General features: G+C 72.0%; 16 protein-coding genes. 5 read left to right on the top strand and 11 right to left on the bottom strand.

Annotated features, from left to right (window positions below):
- Positions 1 to 2: 2 nt before the first annotated feature.
- From ACWCSU_RS44720 to ACWCSU_RS44745, 6 genes are all read right to left on the bottom strand, one after another.
- Positions 3 to 320, bottom strand: a complete 318-nt coding sequence (locus ACWCSU_RS44720; protein ID WP_357705767.1) for a non-heme iron oxygenase ferredoxin subunit — start codon at positions 318 to 320, stop codon at positions 3 to 5.
- Positions 317 to 1,438: a Fe-S cluster assembly protein SufD gene (gene sufD, locus ACWCSU_RS44725; protein ID WP_449942520.1), complete on the bottom strand. Its 1,122-nt coding sequence runs from the start codon at positions 1,436 to 1,438 to the stop codon at positions 317 to 319. The genes ACWCSU_RS44720 and sufD overlap by 4 nt, the downstream gene beginning before the upstream one ends.
- The gene (gene sufB / locus ACWCSU_RS44730; protein WP_364098414.1) at positions 1,438 to 2,850 is read right to left on the bottom strand and encodes a Fe-S cluster assembly protein SufB; all 1,413 of its coding nucleotides are present in this window, start codon (positions 2,848 to 2,850) and stop codon (positions 1,438 to 1,440) included. The genes sufD and sufB overlap by 1 nt, the downstream gene beginning before the upstream one ends.
- Entirely contained in the window at positions 2,847 to 3,545 is a 699-nt protein-coding gene (locus tag ACWCSU_RS44735) for a helix-turn-helix transcriptional regulator (RefSeq protein ID WP_352328768.1), read from the bottom strand. Before ACWCSU_RS44735 ends, sufB begins: the two co-directional genes overlap by 4 nt.
- Positions 3,546 to 3,636: 91 nt before the next feature.
- Entirely contained in the window at positions 3,637 to 4,872 is a 1,236-nt protein-coding gene (locus tag ACWCSU_RS44740) for a multidrug effflux MFS transporter (protein WP_449942521.1), read from the bottom strand.
- A 93-nt stretch (positions 4,873 to 4,965) separates the two neighbouring features.
- Positions 4,966 to 5,742, bottom strand: a complete 777-nt coding sequence (locus ACWCSU_RS44745; protein WP_449942522.1) for a VOC family protein — start codon at positions 5,740 to 5,742, stop codon at positions 4,966 to 4,968.
- A gap of 169 nt (positions 5,743 to 5,911) precedes the next feature.
- On the opposite strand from ACWCSU_RS44745, the gene ACWCSU_RS44750 reads away from it, so the two are divergent.
- From ACWCSU_RS44750 to ACWCSU_RS44760, 3 genes are all read left to right on the top strand, one after another.
- Positions 5,912 to 6,820, top strand: coding sequence for an ABC transporter ATP-binding protein (locus ACWCSU_RS44750; protein WP_357705762.1), 909 nt, complete (start codon positions 5,912 to 5,914; stop codon positions 6,818 to 6,820).
- Positions 6,817 to 7,587: an ABC transporter permease gene (locus tag ACWCSU_RS44755; RefSeq protein ID WP_357705761.1), complete on the top strand. Its 771-nt coding sequence runs from the start codon at positions 6,817 to 6,819 to the stop codon at positions 7,585 to 7,587. Before ACWCSU_RS44750 ends, ACWCSU_RS44755 begins: the two co-directional genes overlap by 4 nt.
- An 83-nt stretch (positions 7,588 to 7,670) precedes the next feature.
- Positions 7,671 to 8,588 carry an EamA family transporter gene (locus ACWCSU_RS44760; RefSeq protein ID WP_364098425.1) on the top strand — a complete coding sequence of 306 codons (918 nt, stop codon included), beginning with the start codon at positions 7,671 to 7,673 and terminating at the stop codon, positions 8,586 to 8,588.
- Positions 8,589 to 8,812: 224 nt separating this feature from the next.
- Here ACWCSU_RS44760 and ACWCSU_RS44765 read toward each other — a convergent pair whose 3' ends face one another.
- From ACWCSU_RS44765 to ACWCSU_RS44775, 3 genes are read right to left on the bottom strand one after another with little or no spacing between them, the layout of a single operon-like run.
- On the bottom strand, positions 8,813 to 9,481 hold the full coding sequence (locus ACWCSU_RS44765) for a GntR family transcriptional regulator (RefSeq protein WP_449942523.1): 669 nt from the start codon (positions 9,479 to 9,481) through the stop codon (positions 8,813 to 8,815).
- Positions 9,482 to 9,493: 12 nt separating this feature from the next.
- Entirely contained in the window at positions 9,494 to 10,435 is a 942-nt protein-coding gene (locus ACWCSU_RS44770; RefSeq protein ID WP_449942524.1) for an ornithine cyclodeaminase family protein, read from the bottom strand.
- Positions 10,432 to 11,412 (bottom strand): proline racemase family protein, encoded by a 981-nt coding sequence (locus tag ACWCSU_RS44775; RefSeq protein WP_449942525.1) that lies wholly within the window; start codon positions 11,410 to 11,412, stop codon positions 10,432 to 10,434. The genes ACWCSU_RS44770 and ACWCSU_RS44775 overlap by 4 nt, the downstream gene beginning before the upstream one ends.
- Before the next feature lie 115 nt (positions 11,413 to 11,527).
- Here ACWCSU_RS44775 and ACWCSU_RS44780 point away from each other — a divergent pair, with 115 nt between their 5' ends.
- Both ACWCSU_RS44780 and ACWCSU_RS44785 read left to right on the top strand, forming a co-directional pair.
- Positions 11,528 to 12,514 carry a COX15/CtaA family protein gene (locus tag ACWCSU_RS44780; RefSeq protein ID WP_449942526.1) on the top strand — a complete coding sequence of 329 codons (987 nt, stop codon included), beginning with the start codon at positions 11,528 to 11,530 and terminating at the stop codon, positions 12,512 to 12,514.
- A gap of 23 nt (positions 12,515 to 12,537) precedes the next feature.
- Entirely contained in the window at positions 12,538 to 13,251 is a 714-nt protein-coding gene (locus ACWCSU_RS44785) for a SanA/YdcF family protein (RefSeq protein WP_449942527.1), read from the top strand.
- Here ACWCSU_RS44785 and ACWCSU_RS44790 read toward each other — a convergent pair.
- Together ACWCSU_RS44790 and ACWCSU_RS44795 are read right to left on the bottom strand one after the other, a co-directional pair.
- Positions 13,221 to 14,417, bottom strand: a complete 1,197-nt coding sequence (locus ACWCSU_RS44790; protein ID WP_357705754.1) for a PrsW family intramembrane metalloprotease — start codon at positions 14,415 to 14,417, stop codon at positions 13,221 to 13,223. The genes ACWCSU_RS44785 and ACWCSU_RS44790 overlap by 31 nt on opposite strands.
- Before the next feature lie 115 nt (positions 14,418 to 14,532).
- Positions 14,533 to 15,477 carry a heme o synthase gene (locus tag ACWCSU_RS44795; protein ID WP_357705753.1) on the bottom strand — a complete coding sequence of 315 codons (945 nt, stop codon included), beginning with the start codon at positions 15,475 to 15,477 and terminating at the stop codon, positions 14,533 to 14,535.
- Between the last annotated feature and the right edge of the window lie 27 nt (positions 15,478 to 15,504).

Below are 15,504 nucleotides of genomic sequence, written 5' to 3' on the forward strand. Positions count from 1 at the left end.
TGTTATGACTCCTTCGAGAGCGAGACGAGGACGTCATCGCCGTCGATCTTGACTGTGTAGACGTTCACGGGCTTGGTGGCGGGCGGGCCGGTCGGCTTGCCGGAGCGCACGTCGAAGCACGAGCCGTGCAGCCAGCACTCCAGCGTGCCGTCGTAGACCTCGCCCTCGCTGAGCTTCACCTCGGCGTGCGAGCAGACGTCGTGCAGGGCGAAGACGTCGTCGCCCTTGCGCACCAGCGCCACCGGGGTCTCCCCGACCTCGACGCCGATGACGCCGCCGTCGGGGATGTCGGCGATCTGGCAGACCTTCTCGAAACTCATCGCGCGAGCTCCGCCTCCACCGCGGCCAGCACCCGGTCGCGGATCTCCTCGATCTGGATCTTCTCGATGAGCTGGCCGAGGAAGCCCCTGATGACCAGGCGGCGGGCCTCGTCGTAGGGGATGCCGCGGGCCTGGAGGTAGAAGATGTGCTCGTCGTCGAGGCGGCCCGAGGCCGAGGCGTGCCCGGCTCCGGCGACCTCGCCGGTGAGGATCTCCAGGTTGGGGACCGAGTCGGCGCGGGCGCCGTCGGTGAGGATGAGGTTGCGGTTGAGCTCGTAGGTGTCGGTGCCCTCGGCCTCGACCCTGATGATCACGTCGCCGATCCAGACGGCGTGCGCGTCCTGCCCCTGCAGCGCGCCGCGGTAGTCGACGTTGCTCTTGCAGTTGGGCTGGGAGTGGTCGACCAGGAGGCGGTGCTCCAGGTGCTGGCCGGCGTCGACGAAGTAGACGCCCGACATGTCGGCATCGCCGCCCGGCGCGGTGTAGGCCACGCTGGGCGAGAGCCGGACCAGGTCGCCGCCGAGGGTCACCACGAAGCTGCGGAAGGTGGCGTCCTTGGCGAGCTGGGCGTGGTGGTGGGAGACGTGGACGGCGTCGTCGTCCCAGTCCTGGAGGCTGACGACCTTGAGGTTGGCGCCGTCGCCGACGACGAACTCGATGTTGTCGGCGTAGACGGCGCTGCCCTTGTGGTCGAGCACGACCACGGCCTCGGCCATCGGCTCCACCTTGACCACGATGTGGCCGTAGGCGGCGCCGTCGCCCTCACCGGTCAGGGTGAGCACGGTCGGCCTCGACGTGACGGCCTCGCGCGGCACCGTGATCACGGTCGCCTTCTCGAAGCTGTTCCACGCCTGCGCGCTGACCCGGTCGGTGGGCGTGAACGCCTTGCCGACGCGGGCGTCGTCGCGCCCGACCGTCTCCACGACGACCTCGGGCGCGGCCTCGACGTCGAGGCGCACGTGGCCCACGGGGTCGGCCTTGCCGTTGTGCAGGCCCTTCAGGCGGGAGAGCGGCGTGAAGCGCCACGACTCCTCGCGCCCGTTCGGGACCTCGAAGTCGCCCAGGTCGAAGGACGCCTTCTCGTGCAGGGTCGACAGGGGCTTCTCGTTCAGGCCCATCAGCCGACGGCTCCTTCCATCTGCAGCTCGATCAGCCGGTTGAGCTCGAGCGCGTATTCCATGGGCAGCTCACGGGCGATCGGCTCGACGAAGCCGCGCACGATCATCGCCATCGCCTCGTCCTCGCCGAGCCCACGGCTCATGAGGTAGAAGAGCTGGTCCTCGCTGACCTTGGAGACCGTGGCCTCGTGGCCCATCGAGACGTCGTCCTCGCGCACGTCGACGTACGGGTAGGTGTCGGAGCGGCTGATCTGGTCGACCAGGAGCGCGTCGCACTTGACGGTGCTGGCGCTGCCGTGGGCGCCCTCCTCGATCTGCACGAGACCGCGGTAGGAGGTGCGGCCGCCGCCGCGCGCCACCGACTTGGAGATGACGCTGGAGCTGGTGTTGGGCGCCAGGTGCACCATCTTGGAGCCGGCGTCCTGGTGCTGGCCCTCGCCGGCGAAGGCGACGCTCAGCGTCTCGCCCTTGGCGTGCTCGCCCATCAGGTAGACGGCCGGGTACTTCATCGTGACCTTGGAGCCGATGTTGCCGTCGATCCACTCCATGGTCGCGCCCTCGTAGGCGACGGCGCGCTTGGTGACCAGGTTGTAGACGTTGTTCGACCAGTTCTGGATGGTCGTGTAACGGCAGCGGGCGTTCTTCTTCACGATGATCTCGACGACCGCGCTGTGCAGCGAGTCGGAGGAGTAGATCGGCGCGGTGCAGCCCTCGACGTAGTGGACGTAGGAGTTCTCGTCCACGACGATCAGGGTGCGCTCGAACTGGCCCATGTTCTCGGTGTTGATCCGGAAGTAGGCCTGCAGCGGGATCTCGACCTCGACGTTCGGCGGCACGTAGATGAAGGAGCCACCGGACCACACGGAGGTGTTGAGCGCGGCGAACTTGTTGTCGCCGACCGGGATCACCGAGCCGAAGTACTCCTTGAAGAGCTCCTCGTGCTCCTTCAGGCCCGTGTCGGTGTCGACGAAGATGACGCCCTTCTCCTCAAGGTCCTCACGGATCTTGTGGTAGACGACCTCCGACTCGTACTGGGCCGCGACGCCGGCGATGAGGCGCTGCTTCTCCGCCTCGGGGATGCCGAGCTTGTCGTAGGTGTTCTTGATGTCGGCGGGCAACTCGTCCCAGGAAGCGGCCTGCTTCTCGGTCGAGCGCACGAAGTACTTGATGTTGTCGAAGTCGATGCCGGTGAGGTCGGAGCCCCAGGTGGGCAGCGGCTTCTTGTCGAACAGGCGGAGGCCCTTCAGGCGAAGGTCGAGCATCCACTCCGGCTCGTTCTTGAGCGCGGAGATGTTGCGGACGACCTCCTCGGACAGGCCACGCTTGGCCGCCGCGCCCGCGGCATCCGGGTCGGCCCAGCCGAACTTGTAATTCCCGAGGCCTTCCAGCTCCGGGCGGTCGGTGACAGTCACCTTCCGGTCTCCTTGCTCTTGTCTCTGTGTGCGGATTCAGCCAGCGACTTGGGGCTCACGTGGGTCGTGCAGACCCCGTCGCCGTGCGCGATCGTGGCCAGGCGCTGCACCGGGGTGCCGAGCAGTTGCGCGAACGCCTCCGTCTCGGCCTCGCAGAGCTGCGGGAACTCCGCGGCCGCGTGAGCCACCGGGCAGTGGTGCTGGCAGAGCTGGTCGCCGCCCGACTTGGCCTTGCTGGCCGAGGCGGCGTACCCCTCTGCCGACAGCGCCTGCGCCAGCACCTGTACGCGCTGGTCCGCCGGCACCGTCCGCATGACCGGCTCCAGCCGCGTCAGCAGGCTCGACACCTGCGATCGGGCGAAGTCGGTCACGGCTTCTCGCCCCATGCGCTCGGCCAGGAAGCGGAGTGCGCTCCCGGCGAGGTCGTCATAGGCGTGCTCGAAAGCACTGCGCCCCGCGTCGGTGATGGCGAACAGCTTGGCGGGCCGTCCGCGCCCGCGCTGACCGCGCGGCCTGACCGTGCGAGGCTCTATCATTCCCTCGGCCAGCAACGCGTCGAGGTGCCTGCGCACCGCGGCGGGCGTCAGCCCCAGCCGCTCGCCGAGCGAGGCGGCCGTCACGGGACCATGCTCGAGGATCAGCCTGGCGACACGCGCGCGTGTGCTGCGCTCGCTACCGGGCTCGATCGTGGGCATGTTTTTCACAACATCAGTGTGCCGTAATTCCTTCCCGGTTCACAAACGAATCGGAGCAGGCCACCAATGGAATTCCTCACGCAGGTTAGGCTTACCTAACCTGCCGGCGTCCCAGAAGGGCGAACGCGAGCGCCGAGCACGTGATCAGCCCGAGCATCACGCAGGCCATCGGCAGGGCCGTGCCCTCGCCCGCCAGGCCGACCAGCGGGGCCGCCACGGCGCCCAGCGCGAACTGCATCACGCCGAGCAGCGCCGAGGCGCTGCCCGCGATCTGGGCGGGCTGCCCGGCCAGGGCCAGCGCGCCGGTGCCGGGCAGGACGAGCCCCTGGCCCAGCATGATCACGAACAGGCCCGCCACGATGCCGGCCAGGCCGAGCCCGCTGAGCGCGGCGGTCAGCAGCAGCCCCGCGCCCACCAGGGCGGTGACCAGCCCGGCGACGACCAGGCGGGCGGGCTCCACGCGGCCCGACAGGCGGCCGCCGACCTGGGCCATCACGGTCAGGCCGAGCGCGTTGAGGCCGAAGATGAGCGAGTACTGCTGCGGGGTGGCGCCGTACACCTGCTGGAGCACGAACGGCGAGCCGGAGATGTAGCCGAACATCGCCGCGAAGGCCAGCCCGGCGGTGAGCGCGCAGCCCATGAACGAGCGGTCGCGCAGAAGCTGCCAGAAGGTGCGCACGGTGTGCGCGAGCCCGCCGCTCTCGCGCTGACCGGCGGGCAGCGTCTCGCGCACGCCCGGCAGCACGGCCAGCAGCAGCACGAGCCCGGCGAGGCTGAGCGCCACGAACACGCCGCGCCAGGAGGTGAAGGCGAGCAGCTGGGCCCCCGCGATGGGGGCCAGGATCGGGGCCAGGCCGCTGACCAGCATGAGCGTGGCGAAGATGCGGGCGATGGCGGCGCCGTCGTACAGGTCGCGGACGACCGCGCGCACGATGACCAGCGCGGCACCGCCCAGGACGCCCTGGAGCAGCCGCAGCACGATCAGCACGGGCACCGAGGGCGCGAACGCGCACAGCAGCGAGGCCACCATGAACCCGGCCACGCCCACGATCAGCGGGACGCGGCGCCCGCGCACGTCGCTGACCGGCCCGGCGACGACCTGGCCGACGGAGACGCCGATGAGGCACGCGGTGAGGGTGAGCTGGACCTGCGCCGGAGCGCTGAGCATCTCCTCGGTGATGGCGGGCAGCGCGGGCAGGTACATGTCGATGGACAGCGGGCCGATCGCCGACAGCGCGCCCAGGATGACCAGCAGCAGCCCCCGCCTCCCGCCCTTGGCCTCGCCCTTGCTTCCCATGGCGGCGGACGCGGCTTCTGCCACGGACATGCCCGAACCCCTCTCCCTCGCAGGCCGATGACCCACGAGGGCCGAGGGATCAAACCGGGATTCGGTCCTCCTAATTCCCGGTTATCAGATATTTCAGGCGGTTTCGTTCAGTTGGATGACCCCGAAGGCCGCGCCCTGCGGGTCGATCAGCTGCGCGAACCGGCCGGGCGGCGCCTCGGTCACGCAGGTGAGCACGTCCGCGCCCGCGTCGGCGGCGGTGTGCAGGGCCACGTCCAGGTCGGCGACCGCGAAGTAGGTCAGCCAGAAGGACGGCAGGTCCGCCGGGGCCTCCTCGGGCATCGGCATCATGCCCGCCACGCCCGTCTCCCCCGCCGTCCACTCGGTGTAGGCCATGCCGCCCAGGTCCGACGTGCGCGACGTCCAGCCGAAGACCGCCGCGTAGAAGCGCTCGGCGGCCGGCACGTCGCGCGTGTACAGCTCGTTCCAGCAGAACGCGCCGGGCTCGTTGACCAGCTCGGCCCCCGCGTGGGCGGCCGCCTGCCAGGCTCCGGCGTAGGAGCCGTCCGGGGCCAGCAGGACGGTCATGGTGCCCTCGTCGAAGATCGCCATGGGCTCGGCCACGACGGTCCCGCCGGCGTCCCTGACCCGGCCGGCCAGGGCGGCGGCGTCGTCGGTGGCGACGTAGGTGTTCCACATCGAGGCCGGGCCGCCGTCGCGGGCGGGGCCGATCCCGGCGACCTTGCTGCCCTCGTGGACGAACATCCCGTAGCCGCCGGCCGCCGGGTCGTCCACCATGTCGGCCCGCCAGCCGAACAGGTCCCCGTAGAACCGGACCGAGCCGGGGACGTCGGTGCTGGCCAGGTCCACCCAGCACGGGACTCCTGGGTCGTACTCACTGCGTCGCGACATGCAACCTCCTCAGACGTGGAGCTCATCGCCGCGCTTCCCCCCGTTCTCACGCCTTCGCGGGGAACGGTCCGGTCAAGAGCCGTCCATTTCCGGGCAGGGGGCCCGCCGCCCGTTCGCCGGGCGCGTACCTGGGGGCCGGACCGCCCGGCGCAGTCCCTAAACTCGTGCCATGGATTCCCCAGCCGTCGAGATCGTCGACCTGGTCAAACGCTACGGCGGCAGGACCGCCCTCGACGGCCTCACCCTGCGGGCCGGCCGCGGCGCGGTCACCGCCGTCCTCGGGCCCAACGGCGCGGGCAAGACGTCCACGGTCGAGATCTGCGAGGGGTTCCGCAAGGCCGACTCCGGCACGGTGCGGGTGCTCGGCCTGTCGCCCACGCTGCCCGAGCTGCGCCCGCGCGTCGGGGTGATGCTCCAGGCCGGCGGGGTGCCGCCGGCGATGCGCTGCGCCGAGTGGCTGCACCTGGTCTCGCGCTTCTACGCCCGTCCCCACGACCCCGGCGCGCTGCTGACCCGGCTCGGGCTGGCCGAGCACGCGCGCACCGCCTACCGGCGGCTTTCGGGCGGGCAGCAGCAGCGGCTCTCGCTGGCCGCGGCCGTGATCGGCAGGCCGGAGCTGGTCTTCCTCGACGAGCCGACCGCCGGTCTCGACCCGCAGGCCCGGCACGCCTGCTGGGAGCTGGTCGGCGAGCTGCGCACCGCCGGGGTGTCGGTGGTGCTGACCACCCACCACATGGAGGAGGCCGAGCGGCTGGCCGACCACGTCGTGATCATCGACAGGGGGCGGGTGGTGGCCGAGGGCAGCCCGGCCTCGCTGACCGGGGCCGAGCGGCAGCTCAGGTTCAGGGCCAGGCCGGGGCTCACGCTGGAGGAGCTGCTCAACGCGCTCCCGGCGGGCAGCGCGGCCAAGGAGTCGCCCGCCGGCCACTACATCATCGAGGGCCAGGTCGGGCCCGAGCTGCTGGCCACGGTCACGGCCTGGTGCGCGGCCGAGGGCGTCACGGCCGACGACCTGCGCATCGAGCGCCGCACCCTCGAAGACGTCTTCCTCGAACTGACCGGCAGGGAGCTGCGATGACGCCCGCGCTCGACCTCTCGCCCGCTCCGGGCGCCGCGCCCTTCCCGCGCATGGTGCTCGCGCAGGCCGGCTCCGAGGTCCGCACGATGCTCCGCAACGGCGAGCAGCTCCTGCTCACGCTGATCATCCCGGTGCTGCTGCTGGTCGGTTTCTCGCTGGCGCCGCTGGTCGACGTCGGCGGCGGCCGGCGGGTCGACTTCCTGGTCCCCGGCGTGCTGGCGCTGGCCGTCATGTCCACCGCCTTCACCGGGCAGGCCATCGGCACCGGCTTCGAGCGCCGCTACGGCGTGCTGAAGCGGCTGGGCGCGACCCCGCTGTCCAGGGCCGGCCTTATGCTGGCCAAGACGGGCGCGGTGGTGGCCGTGGAGGTCATCCAGGCCGCGGTGATCGTGGCCGTCGGGCTGGCGCTGGGCTGGCGGCCCCACGGGTCTTTCCTGGCCGCCGCGGTGCTGGTCGTGCTGGGCACGGCGGCCTTCAGCGGCCTCGGGCTGCTCATGGCGGGCACGCTGCGGGCCGAGGCGACGCTGGCCGCGGCCAACCTGGTCTACCTGGTGCTGCTGGGGGCGGGCGGGGTGGTGTTCCCGCTGTCGAAGTTCCCCGAGGGCGCGCGGCCGGTCCTGGAGCTGCTGCCGATCTCGGCGCTGACCGGCGGCCTGCGCGCGGTGCTCGCCCAGGGGGCGGCGCTGCCGCTGGGGCCCGTGCTCGTCCTGGCCGGCTGGGCCGTGCTGACCCTGGCCCTGGTCTCGCGCCTGTTCAGGTGGGAGTGAGGGGCGCGCCACCCCGCTGTGCGGAGATGTCGTACGAGGTCAGTAATCTCTGACGACTGTCCCAGCTTCCTCCGAGGTGTTCCGTGACCGACTTCGCCCTCGACGATCCCTTCGATCGCCGGCAGGCGCTGCCCCGGCCCGGGCGCCTGCTGCGCCAGGCCGCGGACTCGATCCCGCCCTCGTCGCTCGTCCTGCTGTCCATCGTCTCGGTGCAGCTCGGCGCCGCGTTCGCCAAGGAGCTGTTCTCCGTCCTGCCGCCGAGCGCCGTGGTGTTCCTGCGCATCGCCGCCGGCGGTCTGATCATGGCGGCGGTGGCCAGGCCGAAGCTCAAGGGGCTGGGGTGGCGCGACTGGGCGGTCGGGGTCGGCTTCGGCCTGACGCTCGCCCTGATGAACCTGTCCTACTACGAGGCCCTGTCGCGGCTGCCGATGGGCGTCGCGGTGGCGATCGAGTTCCTCGGCCCGCTGGGCGTGGCCGTGGCCGCCTCCCGGCGCAGGCTCGACCTGGCCTGGATCGGCCTGGCGGGCCTCGGCGTGGCGCTGCTGGCGCCCTGGGGGCAGCAGGCGTCGGCGAGCTGGTGGATCGGCATCGGGTTCGCCCTGGTGGCGGGCGCGTGCTGGGCGGGCTACATCCTGCTGTCGGCCGCGGCCGGAGGGCGGTTCCCCGGCACCACCGGGCTGTCGTTCGCGATGATCGTCTCTGCGCTGGTGATCGCGCCGGTGGGCGTCACGACCGGCGGCGCCGACCTGTTGCAGCCGTCCCTGCTGCTGATCGGGCTGGGCGTGGGGCTGCTGTCGTCGGTGATCCCGTACTCGCTGGAGCTCCACGCGCTGCGGCGCATGCCCAAGCACGTGTTCGGCATTCTCATGAGCCTCGAACCGGCGGTGGCGGCGATGGCGGGTGTACTGGTGCTGGGCGAAGTCCTGCATGTGCAGCAGTGGGCGGCGATCGTGTGCGTCGTGGCCGCGAGCCTGGGCTCCACCCGGATGAACGGGCGGTAGGGTGCCGCCGCGCGCCCGCGGGGATGGGGTTCTCTCGGGCGCGCGGCGGAGGGCTCGGCTTCAGGTGGGCGGGTCGCCGAGCCCGGGAAAGGCCAGCGGAGCGGGCTTCCGCGTGACCGGGCTTGTGCAGCTTCACGTAGATCAGTTCGTGAAAGCTTTCACAAACACATTACCCCAAAACGGACAAACCTTCTAAATTCGGACGGCAAAGAATCGCGGCCGGGTCAGTGCTCGGCCCAGATGCCCCGGACGTGGCCGATGTGCTCGCCCATGAGGTGGCCGACCGCCGCGCCGTCGCCGCTCTTGAGCGCGTCGAGCAGGGCCAGGTGCTCCCGGGCGGAGTCGGTCAGCGAGCCGCGCTCGGCGAGCTGGGACAGGCCGTAGAGCCGGGCCCGGTTGCGCAGGTCGCGCACCACGCCCACCAGGTGGACGTTGCCGGACAGGGCCAGCAGCTCCAGGTGGAAGCGCAGGTCGGCGTCGACGTAGGCGAGCAGGTCGCCCCGGTCGGCGGCCGAGACGATCTCCTGGGCGACCGGGCGCAGCCGTTCGAACTCCTCGGCACGGGCGCTGTCGGCCAGCCGCGAGACGGTGGGCACCTCGATCAGCTCGCGGATCTGGGTCAGCTCGTCGAGGTCGCGGTCGGACAGCTCGGTCACCCGGAAGCCCTTGTTGCGCACGGCCTCGACCAGGCCCTCCTTCGCCAGGTCGAGCATCGCCTCGCGGACCGGCGTGGCCGAGACGCCGAACTGCGCGGCGAGCACGGGCGCGGAGTAGACCACCCCTGGCCGCATCTCACCGGTGATCAGCGCGGCCCGCAGCGCGTGCGCGACCTGCTCGCGCAGGCTCTGCCGCTCCCCCACCATGGGCAGGTCGAGCCGGTCCTCGGCAGTCATCCGCCTTCCCTCCTACTTCCACGCCTCGTACGCGGCCGCGGCCACCACCAGGTCCTCCCACGCCATGCCGGTGCTCTTGAACACCCGCGGGCCGGGACCGGCCACCACCCTTCCGGCGATCAGCTCGGCGAGGTTTCCGGCGAGATGACCAGAGGTGATCGTACCGTGGCGGATCGGGATGATCACGTCGCCGGCCTCCTCCAGGGCGGCCGACCTGGCCTCGACGACCACGGTGGCGCGGGCGACGAGGTCGCCGTCGAGCTCCCGGACGCCGGGCTCGTGCGACCCGACCGCGACCACGGTGACGCCGTCGCGGGCGAGCTTACCGGGGAACAGCGGCTCGGCGGCGGTGGTGCAGCAGGCGACGAGGTCGGCGGCCCGGACCGCGTCCGCCGCCGCCGGGGCGTCCGCGCCATGGGCCTGCGCGGCCAGGCCCAGGTCGCGGCAGCGGCCGGCCAGGGCGGCGGCGCGGACGGGGTCGCGGCCGACGACCGTGACGTGCTCGACGGGACGTACCTCGCGCAGGGCCAGGACGTGGCCGTACGCCTGCGGCCCGCTGCCGAATACCACCAGGCGGCGGGCGTCCGGCTCGGCCAGGTGTGCGACGGCCAGCGCGGAGACGGCGGGGGTGCGCAGGGACGTGAGCGCGATGCCGTCCAGGGCGGCCAGCGGGGCCAGGGTGTCGCCGTCCAGCAGCAGGTACGTGCCCTGGACGCGGGGCAGCCCGCGCCCGGGGTTGGCGGGTGTGACGGTGACGGCCTTGACCCCGGCGTAGCGCCCGGCGGCCGCGGGCATGAGCAGGAGCTGCCCGGCCGGCAGGTCCACGACGGGCCGCCGGGGCGTCAGCTCGGGGTCGAGCCCGGCGCGCAGGGCCTGTTCGAGCACGGCCACCGCGCGCCCGACCGGCACCAGCCGCTCCAGCGTGTCCCCGTCGATGTAGGGCAGGTCGCTCATCGCAGCGTGAACCCCGTTCCGATCGGGTCGGCGGGATCGAGCTCGAAGACGTGCCTGCCGGTGCGGTAGGCCATGCCCTCGATCTCCGGCACGATCCCCTCGGGCGTCACCCCGGCCACGCGCGCCCGGAAGACGGACCCGACGATGCTCTCGTGGACCAGCGTGCCGCGCAGGCCCTCCTCGTGCAGCAGCGCCATCCTGGCGGCGGTGCCCGAGCCGCACGGCGACCGGTCCACCTCGCCGTCGGCGAAGACGGTGACGTTGCGCTGGCGGATGCCCCCGGCCGCGTCCGGCGGCTCGTCGCCCGGCAGGTCCTCGTGGAAGATCACGCCGTAGACGCCGGAGAGCCGGTCGTCGCGCGGGTGGCGGGTGGCGGGGTGGCCGGCCAGGGCGGTCTTGAGGCGGCGGGCGTGCTCGACGAGGGCGGTCAGGTGGCGCGGCTCGACGGACAACCCCAGCGACCTCGCCGAAACAGACGCATAAATCGCCCCGCCATACGAAATGTCAACCTTGCTCCCGGCGGCGTCCACGTCCCGCGCGATCACGTACGACGGGACGCTCACGAACGTCACCCCCTCCACCCGTCCGCCCGAGCACCGCACCCGGGCCCTGACCCGCCCCGACGGCACGTCCACCACCACGTCGGTCTCCCCGTCGGGATCGGCCTCGACCAGCCCCTCGTGCACCGCGTACGCCCCGAGCGCGATCGTGCCGTGCCCGCAGGCGGTGGAGAAGCCGTCCTTGTGCCAGAACAGCACGCCCAGATGCGCCCCGGCGTCGTCGGGCGGGACCAGGAAGCAGCCGTACATGTCGGCGTGCCCGCGCGGCTCGTGGCACAGCAGCCGCCGGACGTGGTCGGCGTGGCCGGGGGCGTTCTCCCGCCGGGTGAGCACGTCCGCGCCGGGGATCTCGGGCACGCCCGCGGTGACGATCCGGAACGGCTCGCCGCCCGTGTGGTAGTCGACAGTAGTGATCACCTTGTGAACCCCTCCGGGCCGGGTCGAGGAAGCCGCCAGGAGTAACATGTCACATTGTCGGGCTGCGGAGAAGCCCCTGACGGGACCGTCCCACCTGGCCCGTACCATCGTTGACGTGAAGGAATCCACCGGCCGCCCCAACGTCCTCGTCCGCGCCCTGCGCTCGTTCTGGGCGCCGACCACGCGCTCGATGCGCGGCTGGGCGCTGGCCTCCGTGGTGGCCAACGCGGGCATCGCGGTGACCGGCGCGGGGGTGCGGGTGACCGGTTCCGGGCTCGGCTGCCCGACCTGGCCGAGGTGCACTCCCGACAGCTTCGTGCCGATCGCCCATCCCGAGATGTCGATGCTCACGATGCTCATCGAGTTCGGCAACCGGCTGCTGACGTTCCTGGTGCTCGCGGTGGGCGCGGCGTGCGTGCTCGCGGCGCTGCGCCTGGCCCCGCGCCGGCGGGCGCTGGTGCGCCTGGCGCTGCTGCAACCGGCGGGCGTGCTGGCCCAGGCCCTGTGGGGCGGGCTGGTGGTCAGGAGCGCGCTCAGCCCGTTCACGGTCGGCATGCACTTCCTGATCTCCATGGCCCTGATCGCCGCCTGCTGGATGCTCTACGCCCGCGCCGGCGAGGGCGACGGCCCGGCCGCCGGGGTCGCCCACCGCGACATCCGGCCGCTCGGCTACGCGCTGCTCGCGGCCACGGCCGTGCTGCTGGTGGCGGGCGTGGTGGTCAGCGGCACGGGCCCGCACTCGGGCGACGTCATCGCCTCCCGGTTCGGCTTCGACATCGAGACCGTGGCCCGGCTGCACGCCGACATCGTCTACGTCGTCGTCGGCCTGACCTTCGCGCTGCTGTTCGCGCTGCGCGTGACCGGCGCGCCGCGACCGGCCCGGCGGGCCGCGCTCGGGCTGTTCGCGGTCGAGCTGGCCCAGGGCGTGATCGGCTACACCCAGTACTTCCTGGCCGTGCCGGCCGCGCTGGTGCTGCTGCACGTGCTCGGCGCCTCGCTGGTGTGGATCGCCGCGCTGCGGGTGGTCACCGCACTGCGCACCCGAGGCCCGCTGGAGGCCCCGGCCGCCGCCGCTCCTGCGGAAGCGCCCGCCACGGTCTGACCCCTTGTGCGAGGGTATGGGGTGTGCTGCGACTTCCTAGGCTCTCGCGCAGGCTGCTGCGCCGCGCGTACCAGGGGCTGGTGCTGGTCAGCGTGCTCGCCCTGGCGCCCATGACGTGGGCCTGGCTCGACAGCTCGCCCCACCGCGTGGTGGCCGACACGGGCGGCTGGCTGGGCCGGGTGCCGTCCACGCAGGCCGCGCTGGTGCTCGGCGCGGGCCTGTGGGGCGCGCAGCCCACACCCATGCTGGCCCGGCGGCTCGACCTCGCCGCCGAGCTCTACCGGGCGGGCAAGGTGCGCGCGCTGCTGCTGTCGGGCGACAACAGCCGCAAGGACTACGACGAGCCCACCGCCATGCGCGACTACCTGGTACGCAGAGGCGTGCCGGCGGGCGTGATCGTGCTCGACTACGCCGGGTTCGACACCTGGGACTCCTGCGTACGGGCCCGCCGGGTGTTCGGCGCCGAACGCGTCACCGTCGTCACCCAGGTCTTCCACCTGCCGAGGGCCGTGGCGCTGTGCCGGACGGCCGGGCTGGAGACGTTCGGCGTGGGCGACGACTCCACCCGCCAGTGGGCGGCCACCACGTACGTCTACGCCACCCGCGAGCTGCTGGCCACCGGCAAGGCCGTCGTCGACGCGCTGCTGCTGCACTCCGACCCGGTCTACCCCGGGCCGCGTGAGGTCTCGCTGACCGAGATCCTGGCTCAGCGCGGGGGCGGCGCGCCGGGCGCGTAGCCGGGCGGCGGGGTGCCCCTGGACATGCGGTGGGCGTGCACGGGCGGCACCGGGAAGTCGGCGCGGGCGGTGCTCATGCACTCCAGCAGGGCGCGCTGCTCCTCGTGGAAGGCCTGCTCGTCGACCATGTGGCGGGCCGCCCGCTCGTGCAGCAGGCCCAGCTCGGTGGCGGCGAGCTGGTAGTCGCGCATCGCGCGCACGCCCTTCTTGCCGCCGTAGGCCCTGGCCCACTGCCTGGCCTGGCGGCGCCTGGCGAACGTGGACAACATGTAGATGTCGGCCGCCCCGACCAGCTTGGTCGGCTCGTACGGCGGCAGGTAGGTCTGGATGAGCGCGACGATGCGCCGCCGGTCCCTGAACACCACGCCGATCAGCACGACGAGCACCACCAGCAGCGCCAGGTAGGCCACCACGAGCCCGGGGAAGCCGCCGTAGGAGGCCAGGCCGTTCCACAGGCCGTGCAGGATCATCGCCCCCGACCAGCCGGCCAGCACCAGGAAGACCCGCTCGGGCCCTTCGCGCTGGGCCGCGTACGCGACGGCCACCCCGATCATCGAGCTGAACAGCGGATGGGCGAAGGGCGACAGGACGCCGCGCAGCACCACGGTGACGGCCAGGCTGCTGACGCCGTTGCCGTTGAGCGCCGACAGGTAGTAGCTGACGTTCTCGCTCATGGCGAAGCCGAGGCCGACCATGCTGGCGTAGATGATGCCGTCGGTGGGGCCGTCGAGCTCGGCCCTGCGGAACTTGAGCAGGCCGAGCAGTACCAGGCCCTTCATCGTCTCCTCGACCACCGGCGCGCCGAAGGTGGCGGCCAGGTTGCGGGCGCTGGTCGGCGAGAGCTTGGCGGTGTCGATGAAGTAGTGGAGGTTGAGCGAGTTGATCGCGCCGGCGACCAGCACGGCGATGCCCGCGCCCCAGGCGAAGGCGAAGATCAGGTTGCTGCGCGGCTCGGGCTCCATGCGGTCGAGCGCCAGCACGGCGGCCAGCAGCAGCGGCACCGGCGCCAGGGCGAGCACGAGCGCGATGAAGAACTGCACCGGCTCGCCGTTGATCACGTCGAAGGAGAACGAGACCAGGGCGCAGATGCCGGTGAGGACCAGCCCGGTGATCAACGCGAATGACGGGCGGTCCTTCAACACCCAGCGTGGATCACGGGTCGCCATACCGTGACTTTAACGGATCGAAGGGCCGGTGCCCGTGTGGGCCGCCCGCGCGGGACAGCCACTCCTCACCCTGCGGACACGCGCTCCGGCGGCGTCGCGGACGGCGGGCACGGGATCAGGCCAGCAGCGGGTCGATCGCGACGGCGAGGAAGAGCAGCGCGAGGTAGGCGTTGGACCAGTGGAAGAACCGCATCGGGCGCAGGTCGACGCCGCTCCTGCCGGCGTTGAGCCGGGCCAGCAGGCGGTGGACCTCCCACAGGCAGACCACGCCGAGCACCGCCGCGACGACCGGGTAGAACAGCGTGGTGCCGGCCACCGGCCACAACGCCAGCGAGCACAGCACGGTCGCCCAGGTGTAGGCCACGGACTCCAGGATCACCCGCCGCTCGGTGGCCACCACCGGCAGCATCGGCACCTTCGCCGCCGCGTAGTCCTCCTTGTAGCGCATGGCGAGGGTCCAGGTGTGGGGCGGCGTCCAGAAGAACACCACGCCGAACAGCACCAGGGGCGCCCAGTCGAGCCGCTCGGTGATGCCCGCCCAGCCGATCATGACCGGCATGCAGCCCGCGATGCCGCCCCAGACGATGTTCTGGGCGGTGCGCCGCTTCAGGATCATCGAGTAGACGATCACGTAGAACAGGATCGCGCCGGTGGACAGCACCGCTGCCAGCCAATTGGTGGTGACCCACAGGCCAACAGTGGACAAAATCCCCAGAACGATCCCGAACACCAGCGCGCCGCGCGGCGACACCTGGTGCCTGGCCAGCGGCCGGCGGCGGGTGCGCCGCATCTTCTGGTCGATGTCGCGGTCGACGTAGCAGTTGAGCGCGTTGGCGCTGCCCGCCGACAGGGTGCCGAACACCATGACGGCGACCGACCTCCACAGCGGCGGCAGGCCGCCGGCCGCGAGGAACATCACCGGCAGGGTCGTGATCAGCAGCAGCTCGATGATCCGCGGCTTGGTGAGCGCGACGTAGGCCTTCACGACCATGCCGAACGTGCGCGGCGCCCCGGACTCGGTCGAGGGGGCCGTGGCCTGCCTGTTGGTCAGCACCGTCAAGGCGCTTCCAGCCTGTGCGGAGTCAAC

This window comes from Nonomuraea sp. NPDC001699, assembly GCF_053596455.1.

What these genes read in the sequence shown, in the direction of transcription:
- ACWCSU_RS44720 (WP_357705767.1), bottom strand. Translation starts at nt 320, where the DNA reads ATGAGTTTCGAGAAGGTCTGCCAGATCGCCGACATCCCCGACGGCGGC.
- sufD (WP_449942520.1), bottom strand. Translation starts at nt 1,438, where the DNA reads ATGGGCCTGAACGAGAAGCCCCTGTCGACCCTGCACGAGAAGGCGTCC.
- ACWCSU_RS44735 (WP_352328768.1), bottom strand. Translation starts at nt 3,545, where the DNA reads ATGCCCACGATCGAGCCCGGTAGCGAGCGCAGCACACGCGCGCGTGTC.
- ACWCSU_RS44740 (WP_449942521.1), bottom strand. Translation starts at nt 4,872, where the DNA reads ATGTCCGTGGCAGAAGCCGCGTCCGCCGCCATGGGAAGCAAGGGCGAG.
- ACWCSU_RS44745 (WP_449942522.1), bottom strand. Translation starts at nt 5,742, where the DNA reads ATGTCGCGACGCAGTGAGTACGACCCAGGAGTCCCGTGCTGGGTGGAC.
- ACWCSU_RS44750 (WP_357705762.1), top strand. Translation starts at nt 5,912, where the DNA reads ATGGATTCCCCAGCCGTCGAGATCGTCGACCTGGTCAAACGCTACGGC.
- ACWCSU_RS44755 (WP_357705761.1), top strand. Translation starts at nt 6,817, where the DNA reads ATGACGCCCGCGCTCGACCTCTCGCCCGCTCCGGGCGCCGCGCCCTTC.
- ACWCSU_RS44765 (WP_449942523.1), bottom strand. Translation starts at nt 9,481, where the DNA reads ATGACTGCCGAGGACCGGCTCGACCTGCCCATGGTGGGGGAGCGGCAG.
- ACWCSU_RS44770 (WP_449942524.1), bottom strand. Translation starts at nt 10,435, where the DNA reads ATGAGCGACCTGCCCTACATCGACGGGGACACGCTGGAGCGGCTGGTG.
- ACWCSU_RS44790 (WP_357705754.1), bottom strand. Translation starts at nt 14,417, where the DNA reads ATGGCGACCCGTGATCCACGCTGGGTGTTGAAGGACCGCCCGTCATTC.